Genomic DNA, 19555 nt, shown 5'->3' with positions numbered 1-19555 from the left:
GCGCACCCTCCGCGCGGGCACGCTCGACGAGCGTCGACGCAAACGCGCCGCCGCGTGCGAACGCACGCGACGTCGGGCCGGGAACCATGCAAAAGACTGAAGATTGTGCGGTCATCATTCCTTCCGTAACGCGCAAAAGCGCGTACCCAAAAGGACGAAACCGGCAGCAAAGGCCGGCCGGGCGGGACTTGGGCGCTGACCATGTGGGATGGCAGCCAGCGCGACCCGGCGGGATCAGAAACTTCCCTCGCCGGTATTACCCGGATCGGGTGCGAAGGGTCTTTCTCAGCCTCATCGCGCTGCCCGGAACATCTGCCGGCCGCGCCACAAAGCACCCCTGTTTCGTCGTCGGCCATTAGACCATAAAAGCGGAAAGCGCCGCAAACTGTCCCCCTTGCGGCAAATTCGCCGTCGTGCCGCGCCGCTCTGGCACAATGCCCGCAGGCCGGCCGCGCGAGCGGCCGGTTGCCGCGTCACCGCCGGCCTTAAGTGCCGTTTAAGACGCGCGGGCGACCATCCGGACGCCCGCCGTCAGTCGGCGCCGCGTCCCGGCATGCCGTATCGCGGCGCGCGCCCGGCTTCGCCCGGCCCGCGCGCCGGCTACTCATCAGGAAGCACATGACCCAATCGATCGATCCCGTCCGCTCCGCCTCCGACGCGCCGCAGGACGAGCGCCCGGTATCCGCATGGAGCCTCATCAAGCCCTACTGGGTATCGTCCGAATGGAAATTCGCGTGGGGTCTGCTGGTCGCGATCATCGCGATCAACCTCTGTGTGGTCTGGATCAACGTCCGGCTGAACAAGTGGAACGCCGAGTTCTACAACGCGCTGCAGTCGAAGGACGTCCACGACTTCCCGAACCTGCTGATGCAGTTCTCCGCGCTCGCGTTCGCATTCATCATCCTCGCCGTGTACGGCCGCTACTTGCGGCAGATGCTCGGTTTCCGCTGGCGCCAGTGGCTCACCGACCGCTTTCTCGGCCAGTGGCTCGGCGATCGCGCGTTCTACCGGATCGAGCGTGACCGTCTCGCCGACAACCCCGACCAGCGGATCACCGACGACCTCCAGTCGTTCGCGACCACGACGCTCGCGCTGTCGCTCGACCTGCTGTCGACGGTCGTCACGCTCGTGTCGTTCATCACGATCCTGTGGTCGCTCGCCGGCGCACTGACGTTCACGCTCGGCGCGACGCCGATCTCGATTCCCGGCTATATGGTGTGGGCAGCCGCGCTGTACGCGGTGATCGGCTCGCTGATCATCCAGAAGGTCGGCCATCCGCTCGTGTCGATCAACTACCAGCAGCAGCGCGTCGAGGCCGACTTCCGCTTCGGGCTGATCCGGGTGCGCGAGAACGCCGAGCAGATCGCGTTCTACGAAGGCGAGAAGACCGAGACCGGCAACGCGCAAACCCTCTTCATGCGCATCCGCGACAACTGGTGGCGCGTGATGAAGTACACGAAGCGGCTCACGTTCGTGCTGAGCTTCTACGGGCAGATCGCGATCATCTTCCCGCTCGTCGTCGCCGCGCCGCGCTATTTCGCGGGCGCGTTCTCGTTCGGCGTGCTGATGCAGATCTCGTCCGCGTTCGGCACCGTCAGCGATTCGTTCTCGTGGTTCATCAACAGTTACTCGACCCTCGTCGAATGGCGCGCCACCGTCAACCGTCTGCGCGAATTCAAGCGCGTGATGGGCACGTCGCACCTGAAGGAAAGCCTGTCGCCCGCGACCGAGCATGGCGGCATCAACCTGCACTATGTCGATGCGGCGAAGCTGTCGACGTCGTCGCTCAAGCTCGCGCTGCCGAACGGCAACGCGCTCGCGAACATCGGCAGCATCACGATCGAGCCCGGCTCGCGCTGGCTCGTGATCGGCAAGTCGGGTTCCGGCAAGAGCACGTTCATGCGCGCGCTCGCGGGCCTGTGGCCGTTCGGCGACGGTGCGATCGATGCGCCGGTCGGCGCGCGGATGATGTTCGTGCCGCAAACGAGCTATCTGCCGATCGGCACGCTGAAGGCCGCGCTCACCTATCCGGCGACACCCGACGCGTTCAGCGACGAGGCCTGCCGCGATGCGCTGCGCGCATGCCGCCTCGAGGATTACGTCGAGCGCCTCGACGAGAACGCGCACTGGACCCGCGTGCTGTCGCCGGGCGAACAGCAGCGCCTGGCTGGCGCGCGCGTGCTGCTGCACAAGCCCGACTTCCTGTTCCTCGACGAAGCGACGAGCGCGCTCGACGCCGACAACGAGGCACGCCTGTACCACCTGTTCGCCGAACGGTTGCCGAAGGCCGCGATCGTCAGCATCGCGCACCGCGAATCGCTGGCCGCGTTCCACGTCGGCACGATCAACGTCGAGCGCGTGAACGCCGGCGACAAGGTCGCGGCGTGAACAAACGCGCCGCGCACATCGCGCGGGTCGCGCTGATCACCGGCGCCGGTTCGGGGATCGGTGCGGCACTCGCGCGGCGGCTCGCGGCGCCCGGCATCGCATTGGCGCTGCACGCGCGCGGCGCGGACGAAGCGGCACGCGCCCGGCTCGCCGAAGTCGCCCATGCGTGCACGGCGGCCGGCGCGGAGTGCGTCATGCTCACCGGCGATCTCGGTGAGCCAGGCGTCGCCGCCTCGCTCGTCGATGCGGCCGCCACGCGCTTCGGCGGGCTCGATCATCTCGTCGCCAACGCCGGCTTCGCCGCACGGCAATCCTTTTCCGGTCTTTCCGCGGACGCGCTCGCGTCCGCCTTCGCGGCGATGCCCGGCGCATTCTCGGCGCTCGCGGGCCGCGCGCGGCCGCTGCTCGAGGCGTCGGCCGCGCCGCGGATCGTCGCGGTCAGTTCATTCGTCGCGCACCGCTACCGCGCCGACGCGCCCTTCGCGGCCACCGCTGCGGCGAAGGCCGCGCTCGAATCGCTCGTGCGCACCGCCGCCGCCGAATTCGCCGCGCGCGGCATCACCGTCAACGCGGTCGCGCCGGGCTTCACGCGCAAGGACCATGGGCCAAGCGCGGGCAACGCCGCCGCGTGGGCGCAGGCCGAACAGGCGACACCGCTCGGCCGGATCGCCGAACCCGACGACGTTGCCGCGCTGATCGCGTTCCTGCTGTCGGATGCGGCGCGACAGATTACCGGCCAGGTCGTTCACGTCGACGGTGGCCTGATGCTCTGAATCGAGCGCCTACGCGCCGTGCAGGCGTGCGGGACGTCGCTGCCACCGACGTTTGCGTGGCGCTCGAGCGCGATCGGCGCTCACACGTTCCCGGAACACCCGCCGTTCCACGCCCCCTCATCAACCTCATCACCCCCATCACCCTCGTCACCCTCGTCACCCTCATCACCCTCATCACCCTCATCACCCTCATCACCCTCATCACCCTCATCACCCTCATCACCCTCATCACCCTCATCACCCTCGTCACCCTCGCCGCCCTCGCCGCCCTCGTCGCCCTCGTCGCCCTCGTCGCCCTCGTCGCCCTCGTCGCCCTCGTCGCCCTCGTCGCCCTCGTCGCCCTCGTCGCCCTCGTCGCCCGCCGCGCCATCACACCCTCGTTCCCGTCTTTTTGGCGCCCCGCTCCCCGCCCGTAAAATAACCGCCACGCGGCAGCGCGATACGAGACAACAGGGGCGGCAAGCATGCAGGCATTCCAGTGGTTCGACGAACTGTCGACGCGCGAGCGCAGGACGCTGTACGCCGGATTCGGCGGCTACGCGGTCGACGCATTCGACTTCATGATCTACACGTTCCTGATCCCGACGCTGATCGCCACGTGGGGCATGACGAAGAGCGAGGCCGGGATGATCGCGACGAGCTCGCTGATCTCGTCGGCCATCGGCGGCTGGGTCGCCGGGATCCTCGCCGACCGCTACGGCCGCGTGCGCGTGCTGCAGTGGACGATCGCGACGTTCGCACTGTTCACGTGCCTGTCCGGCTTCACCCATTCGTTCTGGCAGCTGCTCGCGACGCGCACGCTGCAGGGTTTCGGCTTCGGCGGTGAATGGTCGGTCGTGACGATCATGATGGCCGAGACGATCCGCTCGCCCGAGCACCGCGCGAAAGCCGTCGGCACCGTGCAGAGCAGCTGGTCGTTCGGCTGGGGCGCGGCCGCGATCCTCTACTGGGCGTTCTTCGCGCTGCTGCCCGAGCAGGTCGCGTGGCGCGCATGCTTCTGGATCGGCATCGTGCCCGCGCTGTGGATCCTGTACATCCGCCGCAACGTCAGCGATCCGGACATCTACACGGCCACCCGCCGCGCGCGCGACGAAGGCCGCGTGTCGGGCCACTTCCTCGAGATCTTCGCGCCGCGGCACCTGCGCGCGACGCTGTTCGGCAGCGCGCTGTGCACCGGGATGCTCGGCGGCTACTACGCGATCACGACCTGGCTGCCCACTTACCTGAAAACGGTTCGCCACCTGTCCGTGTTCAACACGAGCAGCTATCTCGTCGTGCTGATCGTCGGCTCGTTCGTCGGTTACGTAGTCGGCGCGATCCTGTCCGACCGGCTCGGCCGCCGCGCGTCGTTCATCCTGTTCGCGATCGGCTCATTCTCGCTCGGCATGGCGTACACGATGCTGCCGATCACCGATACCGCGATGCTGCTGCTCGGCTTCCCGCTCGGCATCGTCGTGCAGGGGATCTTCGCGGGCGTCGGCGCGTATCTGTCGGAGCTGTATCCGGGCACGATCCGCGGCTCGGGCCAGGGCTTCTGCTACAACCTCGGACGCGGGCTCGGCTCGTTCTTCCCGATCCTCGTCGGCTCGCTGTCGCAGTCGATGTCGCTCGTGAAGGCGATCGGCCTCGTCGCGGGCGGCGGCTACCTGCTCGTGATCGTCGCCGCGCTGGTCCTGCCGGAAACGCGCGGCAAGTCGCTCGTCGACGAGCCGGCCGTCGCGTCGTGAGCCACCGCTTCGTTCCGGAAACCACATGCACGTGATCGTTCTCGGCGCCGGCGTGATCGGCGTCACCACGGCCTGGCACCTGCGTGAAGCAGGTTGCGACGTCACCGTGATCGAACGCGAGGCCGATGTCGCGCAGGCGACGAGCCTCGGCAACGCGGGCGTGATCGCGCCCGGTTACGTGACGCCGTGGGCCGCGCCCGGGATGCCCGGCAAGATCCTCAAGTACCTGTTCAAGCCCGCGTCGCCGCTGATCTTCCGGCCGACGCTCGATGCCGCGCAGTGGCGCTGGATCGCGCGCTGGCTGCGCGAATGCGAATTCGATCGGTTCCGCGTGAACAAGCAGCGGATGCAGCGCATCGCGTATTACAGCCGTGCATGCCTGCATGCGTTTCGCGACCGTCACCCGTTCGACTACGGCGCGAGCCGCGGCTACCTGCAACTGCTGCGCGGCGCGTTCGACGTCGAAATGGTGCAGCCCGCGCTGAAGGTGCTGCGCGACGCCGGCATCGCGTTTCGCGAGCTCGACGCGGCCGGCTGCACGGCGATCGAACCGGGCTTGCGCTGGGCGCGGCAGGCGCCGGTCGGCGGCATCTACCTGCCCGACGACGAAGCGGGCGATTGCGCACGCTTTACGCATGAACTGCGGGCGCTGTGCGAAGCGAACGGCGTGACGTTCCGCTTTCGCACGGAAGTGCAGGCGCTCGACGTTGAAGCGGGCCAGGTGCGCGGCGTGCGAATCGTCGGTCACGGCAATGAGGATGGCGATACGCCGGATCGGGCACGACCGAAACCGCGCGCATCGAACGGAGACGGCAAGTATCGCGACACGCGGCTCGCCGCCGACGCGATCGTCGTCGCGCTCGGCGTCGACAGCGCGGGCCTGCTGCGGCCGCACGGCATCGACGTGCCGCTGTATCCGGTGAAAGGTTATTCGGCGACGCTCTCCGTCGTCGACGACGAAAAAGCCCCGCGCGCCGCGCTGATGGACGAATCGCTGAAGACGGCGATCACGCGATTCGGCCCGACGTTGCGCGTCGCGGGTACCGCGGAACTCGGTAACCGGCACGCAGCACTGCGCCAGCAGGCACTCGATACGCTGATGAAAGTGCTCGACGACTGGTTCCCGCACGCGGCCGATCGCGCATCGGCGCGCTTCTGGGTCGGCCGCCGGCCGATGACGCCGGACGGGCCGCCGCTGCTCGGCGCGAGCGGGATCGACGGGCTCTGGCTCAACGTCGGCCACGGCTCGACGGGTTGGGCGATGTCGATGGGGTCGGGGAAGGTGGTGGCGGATCTCGTCACGGGGCGAGAACCGGAGATCGACCTGTCGGGCCTGACGCTCGCGCGTTACGGCCGGTAGGCCTGGTGGCCCGCTACGCCCGGCAAGCTTGGTAGGCCCGGCAGGCCCGGCAGGCCCGGCAGGCCCGGCAGGCCGGATCATATCGTCGACGGGATGCGCGGGCGCGATACGCGTGGCGCCCGGCAATCGCTACGCGGCGCGCTAGCCGCTCATTGCACCGCCTGATCGTCCGCCTCACCGTCCGCCCATGCGATCGGCGCGGACACGATCGGCCGATGCGACACGCCCTCGTGCGACAGCCGGCTTTCGAATAACGTCAGCGCTTCGACACGCACCGCGACCGCCCGCCCGGGCGCACCACCGTGCGCGGGCTGGCCGACCGCATCGCGCGGCAGCCGCGCGAGCGTCACGTGCGGCCGAAACGGCCGACGATCGGCCGGCACGCCCAGTTCGTCGAGCAGCGCCTCCAGCCCAGCATTCAGCGCCACACAGGCAGGATCGGCCTCGAGCTCCGCGACGATCAGCCTCGCGCGCGGCAGGCTCGGCCACCACGCGATCCGCTCGACCGGCAGCAACGGCAGCGCATGGGCTGTCGCGAGCGCGGGCAGATGGGCGGCCAGCACCTCGCAGCGTTCCCGTTCGATCGCGCCGATGAACGCGAGCGTCATGTGCAGTTGCGCGGGCAGCGTGCGCCGCGCGCCACGGGTGACCGGCAACGCGTGCAGCGCGTCGCGCGAAGCCGCATCGGGCATCAGCGCGACGAACGCACGGAGCCGGTCGCCGTTCATGACTCGCTCACCGCGGCACGCGGCGCGCGTGCCGTTTCGGCCGCAGCGGGGCGCTGCGGCAGCGGGCCATGCTCGCCCCACACGTCGGCCGGCAGCACGCGCGCGAGCTCGGGAATCGTGTTGCGCGTGAACACCGGATCGGCGATGCCCGCCGCGCGCTGGCGGCGATAGTCGGCCCACGCGGCATGCGCATACTTGCCCAGCGCGAGGATCGCGATCAGGTTGATGATCGCCATCAGGCCCATGCTCGTATCGGCCATCGCCCACACGAGCGGCAGTTGGCCGACGCTGCCGAACATCACCATGCCGAGCACCGCGACACGGAACAGCGGCAGCACGCCGCGCCGCTTCGTGATGAATTCGACGTTGCCTTCCGCGTACGCGTAGTTGCCGATCACCGACGAGAACGCAAGGAAGAAAATCGCGACGGCCATGTAGATGCCGCCCCAGTCGCCGACGTGGCTCGAGATCGCGCGCTGCGTGAGCGCCGCGCCTTCCATCCCGGTGCCGACCTCGTACTGGCCCGACAGCAGGATCACGAACGCGGTCGCGCTGCAGATCACGATCGTATCGACGAACACGCCGAGCATCTGGATCAGCCCCTGCGTGACGGGGTGCCGCGTGCTCGCGGTCGCGGCCGCATTCGGCGCGCTGCCCATCCCCGCTTCGTTCGAGAACAGCCCGCGCTTCACGCCGATCGCGATCGCCTGGCTGACCGCATAGCCGGTCAGGCCACCTGCCGCCTGCTCGAGACCGAATGCGCTCTTCACGATCAGCGCGATCACGTCCGGCACGAGCGCGATGTGTGTCGCGACCGCATAGACCGCGAGCGCGAGATAGCCGATCGCCATCAGCGGCACGATCACCTGCGCGACCGTCGCGATGCGGCGGATGCCGCCGAAGATGATCGGGGCGGAGAGCAGCACGAGGCCGAGGCCGACCGTCTCGCGGCTCCAGCCGAACGACGTATGGAACGCGTCGGCGATCGCATTCGCCTGCACCGCGTTGAACACGAAACCGAACGCGAGGATCAGCGACAACGAGAACAGCACGCCGAAGCCGCGCGACCGCAGGCCGGTCTGAATGTAGTAAGCGGGGCCGCCGCGATAGCTGCCGTCCGGGTGCGACACCTTGAAGATCTGTGCGAGCGTCGCCTCGACGAACGCGGACGACATCCCGACCAGCGCCGTCATCCACATCCAGAAGATCGCGCCCGGCCCGCCGACCGTCAGCGCGACCGCGACGCCGGCGATGTTGCCGGTGCCGACACGGCTCGCGAGCCCGGTCGCGAACGCCTGGAACGACGAGATGCTGCCCGGCTCGCCCTTGCTGCCGACCAGTTTCATGCTGAGGAACAGCGCCTTCAGCTGGATCATCCGGAACCGCAACGTGAACCACGCACCGACACCGAGCAGCAGCGCGATCAGCACGTAGTTCCACAACACGCCGTTGACGGCGTCGATCAGCCCATGCACGAATGCTTCCATCCAGAGTCCTTGTAAATAGGGTCAGTCACATGCAACCGCCGCAAACACGGCCGAGGGACGACATGATATGACAGTTCGCAAGGAACATTACAAAACGAAAGAAATAGAGATGCCGAGAAATTGCAGCGGAATGTCATCAGGTTAGACGACGCTTCGCGAAAATGCGGGGCGCTGACGCGGCGATCCTGCCGGCCGGGGCACCCGGCTCACGACCACTCGGCTGGACAATCGGGACGTCGAAATCTCTTTCGGATGCCGCTCGCCCGACACCAGACCGGACACTGCCCGGAATGCCCGAACAGGACGCGAGGGGATACGACGTCACCAACCAGGGAAGTATCCGTACGCGCTCATGATCCCAACCGTCATTCGCTACGCGAGTCGTCTCGCGCTGGGTCTCGTCGCGGCAGCCATCGTGCTTGCCGTGTTGCTTCTTGCCATCGTCGTGATTGCGCGATACGAGCCCGCGAGCGGCTATTGCCCCGACGCGCCGCTCGCAGAGCTAGAAGCGAGCATTCTCGCGTTCGCCGAAGCGCAAGACATGCGTCCCGACGAAATCGAGTTCGTCGGCATGCCTCTTTACGATGCAGACAAGTTCGGCCGGTGGGGATTCGACCTGAAGTCGGGCGAAACGCGCTATGTGGCCACGATCGATTGCGCGCGTCGCGTCATCGGCTTCGGGACGATTCAAATGCTGCCGCTCGAACCCGCGACGCCATTGCAACGAGGCCATTCGCCTGCCGGCATCGAACCGAGCGCAGTCGATCCCGGCCGAAGCTACCGGTGATCCCCCACTACGCGTTCAACACGTCAGGGAAGCCGCCATTCGACCGGGATGTCGAACACCAGCCCGGACAAGCCGCTTGCGAGCAAGACGCGCGCAAAATGCGCCCAGGCGGGTTCGATGGACGCGAATCGCTCGTACTGCAGGATCTGCTTGGCGATCAGCTCGAGCCGCAGCCCGGCATCCGGCAACACATCGAATTTCAGCAGCGGCGGGTTCAGCGGGCCCAGGCTATCGACCCGAACGCCCATCGACATGCTGATCCGCGGCACGTCCGACAGCGGACTGCCGCGGCTGCCCCAGTGCAGCACGGCCTGGCTCCACATCATCAGGTCGCCGGCGAGCCCGGGAAGCGCGCGGATGTCCCGCACATCGAATTCGGCCTGCGAAACGCGATCCGTTCCATAGTCGGGATCGCGATGCTTCGGCAGCAGCATCACGCAACCGGTGGTCGAATCGACGGGCGTCAGCGGGATCCACAGCGACAGCGCACCGGCGCGACCGTCCGGCAGCAGCGATCTCGCCCCCGCATCGCGGTGCATGCTCCAGCCGGCCTGCCCCGCGTCCGCGCGGACGTGCCATACCCAGAAATCCGGCATCAACTGGTAGGTGTCGGCGCCCAGCGCCGCCTGGACGATCCGGTGCAACCGCCAGTACGTGAGCCAGAATTCGTCGCACACGAACGCGAACACCGGCGGAATGCCGGCCTGCACGAGGCCCGTCACCATGTCGCGCATCGCCGCGAGCGGAAGGGTGCTCCGCACGTCGTCGCCCGGGGTGAACTGGGCGAAGCCCTCCAGCGCCACCCGGGCCTGGATGACGTCGGCAATGTCTTGCGCGACTTCGACCGGCCGCTGCCGTCCGACGAATGCGTGATCCTCGACGTGAAGACCTGGCCCGAACGGAAGCAGCAGCGCAACGACCTCGTCCAGCCGGACGCGCTGGCCGTCGTCGGTAAAGCACGGTCGGGTGATTTCCGGGGCGTTTTCTCGGGACATAAACTGCGCGACGCGTTCGTGGCTGAAACAAGCTTCGACCGTCGATCGGTGAAGGCCTGCACCCTGTTTCGCGCATGTTAAGGGGCAACCGCCATCCGGTGCACGCATAAAAAAACGGGCGCCCTTCCGGACGCCCGTCTTCCATCGAAACCCGCTCGCGATATTCGGCTCAGCGCGGCAGGTTCGAATGCCCCATCAGGTACGCATCGACCGAGCGCGCGCACTGGCGGCCCTCGCGGATCGCCCACACCACGAGCGACTGGCCGCGACGCATGTCGCCTGCCGCGAACACCTTGTCGACCGACGTGTAGTACGAGCGATCGCCTTCGGTCGCCGCACGCGCATTGCCGCGCGCGTCCTTCGCGACGCCGAACGCTTCGAGCACCGGCGCCGCCGGTTGCGTGAAGCCCATCGCGAGCAGCACGAGATCGGCCTTCAGTTCGAACTCGGAGCCCGGCACTTCCTGCATCTTGCCGTCCTTCCACTCGACGCGCGCAGCGATCAGCTTCTCGACCTTGCCGTTCTTGCCTTCGAGACGCTTCGTCGCGACCGCCCAGTCGCGCTCGCAGCCTTCCTCGTGCGACGACGACGTGCGCAGCTTGATCGGCCAGTACGGCCACACGAGCGGCTTGTTTTCCTCTTCCGGCGGCTGCGGCAGCAGCTCGAACTGCGTGACCTGCTTCGCGCCGTGACGGTTCGACGTGCCGACGCAGTCCGAACCCGTATCGCCGCCGCCGATCACGATCACGTGCTTGCCCTTCGCGAGCAGCTGGTCGACGAGCTTGTCGCCCGCGTTCACACGGTTCTGCTGCGGCAGGAAGTCCATCGCGTAATGCACGCCCGCGAGCTCACGGCCCGGCACTGGCAGGTCGCGCGGCGTTTCCGAGCCGCCGGCGATCACGACCGCGTCGAATTCTTCCTTCAGCGTGTCCGGCGAGATGGTTTCCTTCGCGAGGCTGCCGATCGACTCGGGCAGCGAATCCTTGCCGATGAACACGCTGGTGCGGAACGTTACGCCTTCCGCTTCCATCTGGCGCATGCGGCGGTCGATCAGCCACTTCTCGAGCTTGAAGTCGGGAATCCCGTAACGCAACAGGCCGCCGACGCGGTCGTTCTTCTCGAACACCGTCACGTCGTGGCCCGCGCGCGCGAGCTGCTGCGCGGCGGCGAGGCCCGCGGGGCCCGAACCGACGACCGCCACCTTCTTGCCCGTCTTGTGCTCGGCCGGCAGCGGCTTCACCCAGCCCTCCGCCCAGGCCTTGTCGATGATCGCGTGCTCGATCGACTTGATGCCGACCGGGTCGTCGTTGATCCCGAGCGTGCACGCCGCTTCACACGGCGCCGGGCAGATGCGGCCCGTGAACTCCGGGAAGTTGTTGGTCGAATGCAGGACTTCGATCGCCTGCTGCCAGTCCTGGCGGTAAACGAGATCGTTGAAGTCCGGAATGATGTTGTTGACCGGGCAGCCGTTGTTGCAGAACGGGATGCCGCAATCCATGCAGCGTGCGCCCTGGACCTTCGCGTCCGCGTCGGTCAGTGCCGCGACAAATTCCTTGTAGTGCTTCACGCGCGTGAGCGGTGCTTCGTACGCCTCGTGGCGGCGTTCGAACTCCAGAAAACCGGTTGCCTTGCCCATAAGGTGCTCTTCTGTTCGGTGTATCGGGTGGGGGAGCCGCGCGCGGCAGTCATGCGCGCGCGGCAGTCGCTATGTCGTTCGTCGCTCAGGCGGCCAGTTCTTCCTTCGCCGCCTTCTTCGCACCGATCTCGCCCAGCGCGCGCTTGTATTCGTGCGGGAACACCTTCACGAACTGGCGGCGCGCGGCGTCCCAGTTTTCCAGCAGCGACTTCGCGCGCGGCGAACCCGTGAACTGGAAATGACGCTCGATGAGCCCCTTGAGCAGCGCTTCGTCCGTCGTGCCTGCGTGCCAGAGTGCGCGGTCGACCGTGCGCTCCTGCTCGGCCTGCTGCAGCACCGGCTCGAGCGCGACCATCGACTTGTTGCACTTCGCCGCGAACGTGCCTTCCGGATCGTAGATGTACGCGAGACCGCCCGACATGCCGGCCGCGAAGTTGCGCCCGGTCTCGCCGAGCACGACGACCGTGCCGCCCGTCATGTATTCGCAACCGTGGTCGCCCGTGCCTTCGACGACCGCCGTCGCGCCCGAGTTGCGCACGCAGAAGCGCTCGCCCGCGACGCCGCGGAAGAACGATTCGCCTTCGATCGCGCCGTACATCACCGTGTTGCCGCAGATGATGTTTTCCTCGGACTTGCCGCGGAAGTCGTTGGTCGGACGGATGATGATCCGGCCGCCCGACAGGCCCTTGCCGACGTAGTCGTTGCCGTCGCCGACGAGGTCGAGCGTCACGCCCTTCGCGAGGAACGCGCCGAAGCTCTGGCCGGCCGTGCCCTTCAGCTGGATGTGCACCGCGTCGTCGGCCAGGCCGTCGTGGCCGTGCTTCTTCGCGATCACGCCCGACAGCATCGCGCCGACCGTGCGGTTCACGTTGCGCACCGGCTGGATGAACGACACATGCTCGCCGTTCTCGATCGCGGCCTTCGCCTTCTCGATCAGCACGTGGTCGAGCGCGCGCTCGAGGCCGTGATCCTGCACGTCGACGTGACGCGGCGCGACGTCCTCGCATTCTTCCGGCTGGTAGAACACGCGCGAGAAGTCGAGGCCCTTCGCCTTCCAGTGCTCGACGCCCTTGCGCGTATCGAGCAGGTCGGCGCGGCCGATCAGGTCGTCGAACTTCGCGATGCCGAGCTGCGCCATGATCTCGCGCACTTCCTCGGCAACGAAGAAGAAGTAGTTCACGACGTGCTCGGGCTGGCCCTGGAACTTCGCACGCAGCACCGGATCCTGCGTCGCGACGCCGACCGGGCAGGTGTTCAGGTGGCACTTGCGCATCATGATGCAGCCTTCGACGACGAGCGGTGCCGTCGCGAAGCCGAATTCGTCCGCACCGAGCAGCGCGCCGATCACGACGTCGCGGCCCGTCTTCATCTGGCCGTCGGCCTGCACGCGGATCCGGCCACGCAGGCGGTTCAGCACCAGCGTCTGCTGCGTTTCCGCCAGGCCGAGTTCCCACGGCGTGCCCGCATGCTTGACCGACGACAGCGGCGACGCACCCGTGCCGCCGTCATGGCCGGCGATCACGACGTGATCGGCCTTCGCCTTCGCGACACCGGCCGCGACCGTGCCGACGCCCACTTCCGACACCAGCTTCACCGAGATGCTCGAGCTCGGGTTCACGTTCTTCAGGTCGTGGATCAGCTGCGCCAGATCCTCGATCGAGTAGATGTCGTGGTGCGGCGGCGGCGAGATCAGGCCGACGCCCGGCACCGAGTAACGCAGCTTGCCGATGTACTCGGACACCTTGTGGCCCGGCAGCTGGCCGCCTTCGCCCGGCTTCGCGCCCTGCGCCATCTTGATCTGGATCTGGTCGGCCGACGCGAGGTACTCGGCGGTGACGCCGAAGCGGCCCGACGCGACCTGCTTGATCTTCGAGCGCAGCGAATCGCCGTCCTTCAGCGTAATGTCGCTGACGATTTCATCGCCGATCACCGACTTCAGCGTCTCGCCGGCCTTGATCGGAATGCCGCGCAGCTCGTTGCGGTAGCGCTTCTGGTCCTCGCCGCCTTCGCCGGTATTCGACTTGCCGCCAATCCGGTTCATCGCGATCGCGAGCGTCGCGTGCGCTTCGGTGCTGATCGAACCGAGCGACATCGCGCCCGTCGCGAAGCGCTTGACGATGTCCTTCGCCGATTCGACGTCGTCGATCGGGATCGCCTTGGTCGGCTCGACCTTGAACTCGAACAGGCCGCGGAACGTCATGTGACGCTTGGTCTGGTCGTTGATCAGGTGCGCGTATTCCTTGTACGTCTGGTACGAGTTGCTGCGCGTGGCGTGCTGGAGCTTCGCGATCGAATCCGGCGTCCACATGTGGTCTTCGCCGCGCACGCGGTATGCGTACTCGCCGCCCGCGTCGAGCATGTCGCGCAGCACCGGGTTGTCGCCGAACGCGTCGCGGTGCAGGCGGATCGCCTCTTCCGCGACTTCGAACAGGCCAATGCCACCGACCTTCGATGCCGTGCCCTTGAAATACTTCTCGACGAGGTCGCTCGACAGGCCGAGCGCTTCGAAGATCTGCGCGCCCGTGTACGACATGTACGTCGAGATGCCCATCTTCGACATCACTTTCTGCAGGCCCTTGCCGACCGCCTTCGTGAAGTTGTAGACGGCCTTCTCCGGCGACAGGTCGCCCGGCAGCCCTTCGGCCATCTTCGCGAGCGTTTCCATCGCGAGGTACGGGTGCACGGCTTCCGCGCCGTAGCCTGCGAGCAGCGCGAAGTGGTGCGTTTCACGCGCGGAGCCCGTCTCGACGACGAGGCCCGTGCTCGTGCGCAGCCCTTGCTGGACGAGGTGCGTGTGGATCGCCGACGTAGCGAGCAGCGCGGGAATCGCGACGTGCTCGGCGTCCGTCTTGCGGTCCGACACGATCAGCATGTTGTAGCCCGACTTCACCGCGTCGACGGCTTCCGCGCACAGCGACGCGAGGCGCGCCTCGATGCCTTCCTTGCCCCAGGCGACCGGGTAGCAGATGTTCAGTTCGTATGCGCTGAACTTGCCGCCCGTGTACTGGTCGATCGCGCGGATCTTCGCGATGTCCTTGAAGTCGAGCACCGGCTGCGACACTTCGAGGCGCATCGGCGGGTTGATGTTGTTCGTGTCGAGCAGGTTCGGCTTCGGGCCGATGAACGACACGAGCGACATCACCATGTTCTCGCGGATCGGGTCGATCGGCGGGTTCGTGACCTGCGCGAACAGCTGCTTGAAGTAGTGATAGAGCGTCTTGTTCTTGTTCGACATCACCGCGAGCGGCGAGTCGTTGCCCATCGAACCGACGGCCTCTTCACCCTGCTGGGCCATCGGCGCCATCAGGAACTTCAGGTCTTCCTGCGTATAGCCGAACGCCTGCTGGCGGTCGAGCAGCGCGGCGCCCTGCGTACGGCCGGCCGCGACTTCCTCGGCCTTCGGCTCGATCTCGTCGAGCTTGATGCGCACGGCGTCGATCCAGCTCTTGTACGGCTTCGCGTTCGCGAGGTTGTCCTTCAGTTCCTTGTCGTCGATGATGCGGCCGTGTTCCATGTCGATCAGGAACATCTTGCCCGGCTGCAGGCGCCACTTCTTGACGATCTTCGATTCGGGGATCGGCAGCGTGCCGGCTTCCGACGCCATGATGACGAGGTCGTCGTCGGTCACGATGTAGCGCGCCGGGCGCAGGCCGTTACGGTCGAGCGTCGCGCCAATCTGGCGACCGTCGGTGAACGCGATCGCCGCCGGGCCGTCCCACGGCTCCATCATCGCGGCGTGGTATTCGTAGAACGCGCGGCGGTTCTCGTCCATCAGCGTGTGCTGTTCCCACGCTTCCGGGATCATCATCATCACCGCGTGCACGAGCGGGTAGCCGGCCATCACCAGCAGTTCGAGACAGTTGTCGAACGAGGCGGTATCCGACTGGCCCGGGTAGATCAGCGGCCACAGTTTCGGCAGATCGTCGGCGAGCACGTGCGACGCGATCGCGCCGGTACGCGCGTTCAGCCAGTTCACGTTGCCCTTCACGGTGTTGATCTCGCCGTTGTGCGCGATCATCCGGTACGGGTGAGCCAGTTCCCACGCCGGGAACGTGTTGGTCGAGAAGCGCTGGTGCACGAGCGCGAGCGCCGACACGACGCGCGCATCTTGCAGGTCGCGGTAGTACACGCCGACCTGGCCCGCGAGCAACAGCCCCTTGTAGACGATCGTGCGCGCCGACATCGACGGCACGAAGTATTCCTTGCCGTGCTTGAGCTTCAGCGCCTGGATGCGGTGGCTCGCTGTCTTGCGGATCACGTACAGCTTCCGCTCGAGCGCGTCCGTCACCATGATGTCCTTGCCGCGGCCGATGAAGATCTGGCGGATCAGCGGCTCGCTCGCCTTCACGGTCGGCGAAATCGGCATCGCATGGTCGACCGGCACGTCGCGCCAGCCGAGCACGACCTGGCCTTCCGCCTTCACCGTGCGCTCGAGCTCCTGCTCGCACGCGAGACGCGATGCGTTTTCCTTCGGCAGGAAGATCATGCCGACCCCATATTCGCCGGCCGGCGGCAGGTTCACGCCCTGCTTCGCCATTTCCTCGCGGTAGAACGCGTCCGGAATCTGGATCAGGATGCCCGCGCCGTCGCCCATCAGCGGATCGGCGCCGACCGCGCCACGGTGATCGAGGTTCTCGAGGATCTTCAGACCCTGCTGAATGATCTCGTGGCTCTTCTTGCCCTTGATGTGAGCGACGAAGCCGACGCCACAGGCGTCATGTTCGTTTTGCGGGTCATACAGACCTTGTGCGGCGGGCACCGCGGCGAGCGGCTGCTGGTGGTCGTTCATGGGGACACCGTCGTAAAGGGGGCCTGGAGGCCGTTGAACCATTTTCTTGTTGCCGTCGATCCCGCTCCCGACGGGAGACGGCGCGGCCGACAGTGGATGGGCATGCTTCGCCCGGGCCACCGGAATTCGGAATATACGCGACGAATCAAAGGAATAGCAACAAAAACCAGTTGATCGAACCCCAATTAAACGGATGCCTCGATCTGGTGCTGTTTTATTGGGGCCGTATCGTTTTGGTGCAAAAAGAAGCGGCGCCCGCAGCGCCGCCTCCCGAACCGCCGTTCCGGCATTACTGCTGGATCGGCGGCGTATTTTCACGCACCTTTCTGGGGCGTCCGCGCGGCAGCGGCGACACACGCCGGTTCGCCGTGCGCGCCGCCCACTCGCGATAATTCTCGCCGCCGAGCACCCAGCCCTTCAACGTCGCCTGCTGCAACTGGTCGGCCTGCCGCTCGTCGAGCGGCTGCTCGCACAGCTCCTTGTAAGCGCGCTGGCGGTCGAACGGCGTATTGCCGAGCGCCCAGTAGAGCGGATGGTCGGTGATCAGGCTGTCGACGGTGAGGCCGACGTGGTGCCGGTAGCTCGACCAGCGATAGGCCTCTGGCGTCGCGACCAGCTGCGCGCGCACCGGGCTCATCTCGACCACGCGGCTCGCGAGCAGGAAATAGCGCTCGCCTTCGATCACGGTCGCGCGATAGCGGCCTTCCCATAGGGTGCCGCGCCGCGAATAGCGCCGGTTGAAATGCGCGACGTAGCGGCGGCCGACAGCCTGCATCGCTTTCGGCAAGCTTGCTTCGTCGCTCGGCGTCACGAGCAGTTGCACCTGGCGCGGCAGCAGCACATAGGCGTGCACCGACAGGTGATGATCGCGTGCGGCGGCCTTCAGGCAATCGATGAAGAGTTCGTAGTCCTGGTCGTCGACGAACGCGGGTTGCTGATCCAGGCCGCGCAGTATCACGTGCTGCGGCTGGTCGGGAACGTAGAGTCGTGCTAACCGTGCCATGCTGAATGTCCGTTTGAACGCGTTAGGAAATACCCGGAGGTCCGAAAATGCGCACCTGCGTAGAATGCCTGTCCCCGCGGGGCGCGAAAGCGTACGGTCGTACGAATCCTAGGGAGAAAACTCTAACTTACGAGCTTGTTTGGTTTTAAACGCAGTCGTCATAATGAGCACGCCTTTGATCGGAGGAGACACAATGAAACGAAAACTGGCCATTACGGGGGCCGCAGCGCTCGCATTCACATTCGCGGGCGGTACGGCACATGCACAATCCGCAGGTGATTTCTACGTCAGCACCGGCTGGCTGCACCTTGCGCCGCAGGACAGCAGCGACCCGCTGTTCCTCTACGGCGTCGGCGGCACGCCCATCAACCAATCGGTTCCCAACACGGGCGCCGGCATCAGCGACGCCGACACGCTCGCACTGGCGACCGGTTACTTCGTGACCGACCACATCGCCACCGAGTTCATCGCCGGCATTCCGCCGAAGTTCGACATCACCGGCAAGGGCCAGTTCTCGAATTTTGGTACGCTTGGCCGCGCGTACCAGTGGAGCCCCGCGCTCCTCCTCAAGTACTACTTCAACGACGCCAACGCGAAGTTCCGTCCGTATGTCGGCGTTGGCGCGACGTATATCTGGTTCACCGGCGCGAAGATCACGAACAGCGCGTTCGAGAACGGCGTGCTCGGCGGCCCGACCAGTGCGCAGACCAGCAACCAGTGGGCGCCCGTGTTCAACGCCGGCTTCACGTACAACTTCACGAAACACTGGTTCGCCGGCTTCTCGATGTCGTACATCCCGGTCAGCGTGACCGCGACCTTCACGACGGCACGCCGGACGCCGGTCGGTACGCTGACGGAAACGTCGAAGGCCCACATCTCGCTGAACCCGATCGTCACGTACCTGAACGTCGGCTACCGCTTCTAAGCGTAGTCGAATATTTGGGGAATGGTTAATCCTGCTGCAATTTGTAGCGGATTTTTCCAGACGTAACGTCTCCACGATGCAAAACGCCCCGGCGAATTCCCGCCGGGGCGTCGTTTTTTTGTCTCAGGGTCTTCCCGCACCCACGGTCGCGCGGGACCCGCGCGCTACGCGATATCGTTCAGCGCGTCGGGGCCGATCAGGTCGATCCGGTCCGTGCAGACCGCGTCGACACCCCAGCGCACGAGTTCGCGCGCCCGGTCGAGATCGTTGACCGTGTACACCAGGATGCGCAGCCCGGCCGCCTTGATCGCGCGCACGAGCGGCTCGTCGAGCCGTTTGTGGTCGGCATGCAACGATACGCAATCGAGCGCGCCGACGACCTGCGCATGCCAGTCGTCCGGAACGGTCTCGTAGAGCATCCCGCGCGGCAGCGCCGGCGTGGTCGCGCGCGCCTGTTGCAGCGCGTCGAACGAGAACGACGACAGGAGCGGCGCGACCGCGGCATCGCGCCAATACGCGGCCGCGTCGGCCGCCACGCGCTGCCCGGTCTCGCGCTCGCGCCCCGGGCACGGCTTGATCTCGACGTTGGCAGCCAGGCCGTGCGCGATGCAGCGCGCCGCCGCCGCCTCGAGCGTCGGCATCCGCTCACCCGCGAAGCGCGCGTCGCGCCACGTGCCCGCGTCGAGCGCGGCCAGCGCCGCATACCGCATGCCCGCCGCCGGCCCGTGACCGTTCGACGTCCGGTCGACCGTGTCGTCGTGCAACAGGAACGTCACGTCGTCGGCCGACAGCTTCGCGTCGAATTCGACCATCCGGTGGCCACGGCGCGCGCCCTCGTCGAGCGCGGCGAGCGTGTTCTCCGGCGCGAGCGTGCCGCCGCCGCGATGGGCGACGACGCGCGGATAGGGCCAGTCGGTACGGGTTGTCATCGTCGGTCTCTCGGCAGGTGCAGCAGGT

At 66.7% G+C, this 19555-nt stretch carries 14 protein-coding genes and 1 riboswitch; of the genes, 7 read left to right on the top strand and 7 right to left on the bottom strand.

The annotated features are described in order from the left end of the window. Nucleotides 1–225: 225 nt before the first annotated feature. Nucleotides 226–349: riboswitch (TPP riboswitch) on the bottom strand. A 269-nt stretch (nt 350–618) separates the two neighbouring features. Genes ACPTTF_RS01755 through ACPTTF_RS01735 form a run of 5 tightly spaced genes read left to right on the top strand, consistent with a single transcriptional unit; the run spans nt 619 to nt 6248 of the window. Then, nucleotides 619–2388: an ABC transporter ATP-binding protein/permease gene (locus tag ACPTTF_RS01755; protein ID WP_423370091.1), complete on the top strand. Its 1770-nt coding sequence runs from the start codon at nt 619–621 to the stop codon at nt 2386–2388. Beyond that, nucleotides 2385–3161, top strand: a complete 777-nt coding sequence (locus ACPTTF_RS01750) for an SDR family NAD(P)-dependent oxidoreductase (protein WP_423370090.1) — start codon at nt 2385–2387, stop codon at nt 3159–3161. Before ACPTTF_RS01755 ends, ACPTTF_RS01750 begins: the two co-directional genes overlap by 4 nt. A gap of 56 nt (nt 3162–3217) precedes the next feature. After that, nucleotides 3218–3577, top strand: coding sequence for a hypothetical protein (locus ACPTTF_RS01745; protein ID WP_423370089.1), 360 nt, complete (start codon nt 3218–3220; stop codon nt 3575–3577). Nucleotides 3578–3625: 48 nt separating this feature from the next. Next, on the top strand, nt 3626–4888 hold the full coding sequence (locus ACPTTF_RS01740) for an MFS transporter (protein WP_423370088.1): 1263 nt from the start codon (nt 3626–3628) through the stop codon (nt 4886–4888). A gap of 25 nt (nt 4889–4913) precedes the next feature. After that, nucleotides 4914–6248, top strand: coding sequence for a D-amino acid dehydrogenase (locus ACPTTF_RS01735; RefSeq protein ID WP_423370087.1), 1335 nt, complete (start codon nt 4914–4916; stop codon nt 6246–6248). A gap of 149 nt (nt 6249–6397) precedes the next feature. On the opposite strand, the gene thpR is transcribed toward ACPTTF_RS01735, so the two are convergent. Next, nucleotides 6398–6976: an RNA 2',3'-cyclic phosphodiesterase gene (gene thpR, locus ACPTTF_RS01730; RefSeq protein WP_423370086.1), complete on the bottom strand. Its 579-nt coding sequence runs from the start codon at nt 6974–6976 to the stop codon at nt 6398–6400. Next, on the bottom strand, nt 6973–8463 hold the full coding sequence (locus tag ACPTTF_RS01725; protein ID WP_423370085.1) for an alanine/glycine:cation symporter family protein: 1491 nt from the start codon (nt 8461–8463) through the stop codon (nt 6973–6975). The genes thpR and ACPTTF_RS01725 overlap by 4 nt, the downstream gene beginning before the upstream one ends. Nucleotides 8464–8815: 352 nt before the next feature. Between ACPTTF_RS01725 and ACPTTF_RS01720 the strand changes: the two genes are divergently transcribed. Continuing rightward, entirely contained in the window at nt 8816–9250 is a 435-nt protein-coding gene (locus ACPTTF_RS01720; RefSeq protein ID WP_208102293.1) for a hypothetical protein, read from the top strand. 23 nt (nt 9251–9273) lie between these two features. Here the strand turns inward: ACPTTF_RS01720 and ACPTTF_RS01715 are convergent, their stop codons facing one another. The 4 genes from ACPTTF_RS01715 to ACPTTF_RS01700 all read right to left on the bottom strand — a co-directional run bounded on the left by ACPTTF_RS01715 (nt 9274) and on the right by ACPTTF_RS01700 (nt 17673). Then, a complete protein-coding gene (locus ACPTTF_RS01715; protein WP_423370083.1) occupies nt 9274–10353 on the bottom strand; it encodes a phytanoyl-CoA dioxygenase family protein in 1080 nt (359 codons plus the stop codon). Between the two features lie 61 nt (nt 10354–10414). Then, nucleotides 10415–11881, bottom strand: a complete 1467-nt coding sequence (locus tag ACPTTF_RS01710; protein WP_423370082.1) for a glutamate synthase subunit beta — start codon at nt 11879–11881, stop codon at nt 10415–10417. Between the two features lie 85 nt (nt 11882–11966). Continuing rightward, entirely contained in the window at nt 11967–16670 is a 4704-nt protein-coding gene (locus ACPTTF_RS01705) for a glutamate synthase-related protein (RefSeq protein WP_423370081.1), read from the bottom strand. A gap of 289 nt (nt 16671–16959) precedes the next feature. Continuing rightward, nucleotides 16960–17673 (bottom strand): transposase, encoded by a 714-nt coding sequence (locus ACPTTF_RS01700; RefSeq protein WP_006477151.1) that lies wholly within the window; start codon nt 17671–17673, stop codon nt 16960–16962. A 193-nt stretch (nt 17674–17866) separates the two neighbouring features. Here ACPTTF_RS01700 and ACPTTF_RS01695 point away from each other — a divergent pair, with 193 nt between their 5' ends. Beyond that, on the top strand, nt 17867–18598 hold the full coding sequence (locus tag ACPTTF_RS01695; protein ID WP_166966084.1) for an OmpW/AlkL family protein: 732 nt from the start codon (nt 17867–17869) through the stop codon (nt 18596–18598). A 164-nt stretch (nt 18599–18762) separates the two neighbouring features. Here ACPTTF_RS01695 and ugpQ read toward each other — a convergent pair whose 3' ends face one another. Beyond that, a complete protein-coding gene (gene ugpQ / locus ACPTTF_RS01690; RefSeq protein ID WP_423370080.1) occupies nt 18763–19527 on the bottom strand; it encodes a glycerophosphodiester phosphodiesterase in 765 nt (254 codons plus the stop codon). Nucleotides 19528–19555 lie beyond the last annotated feature (28 nt).

Source organism: Burkholderia crassaminum (genome assembly GCF_964265005.1).
Classification (GTDB): domain Bacteria; phylum Pseudomonadota; class Gammaproteobacteria; order Burkholderiales; family Burkholderiaceae; genus Burkholderia.
Note: the sequence above shows the minus strand (reverse complement) of the source record. Positions and strands in the feature narration are given on the sequence as shown.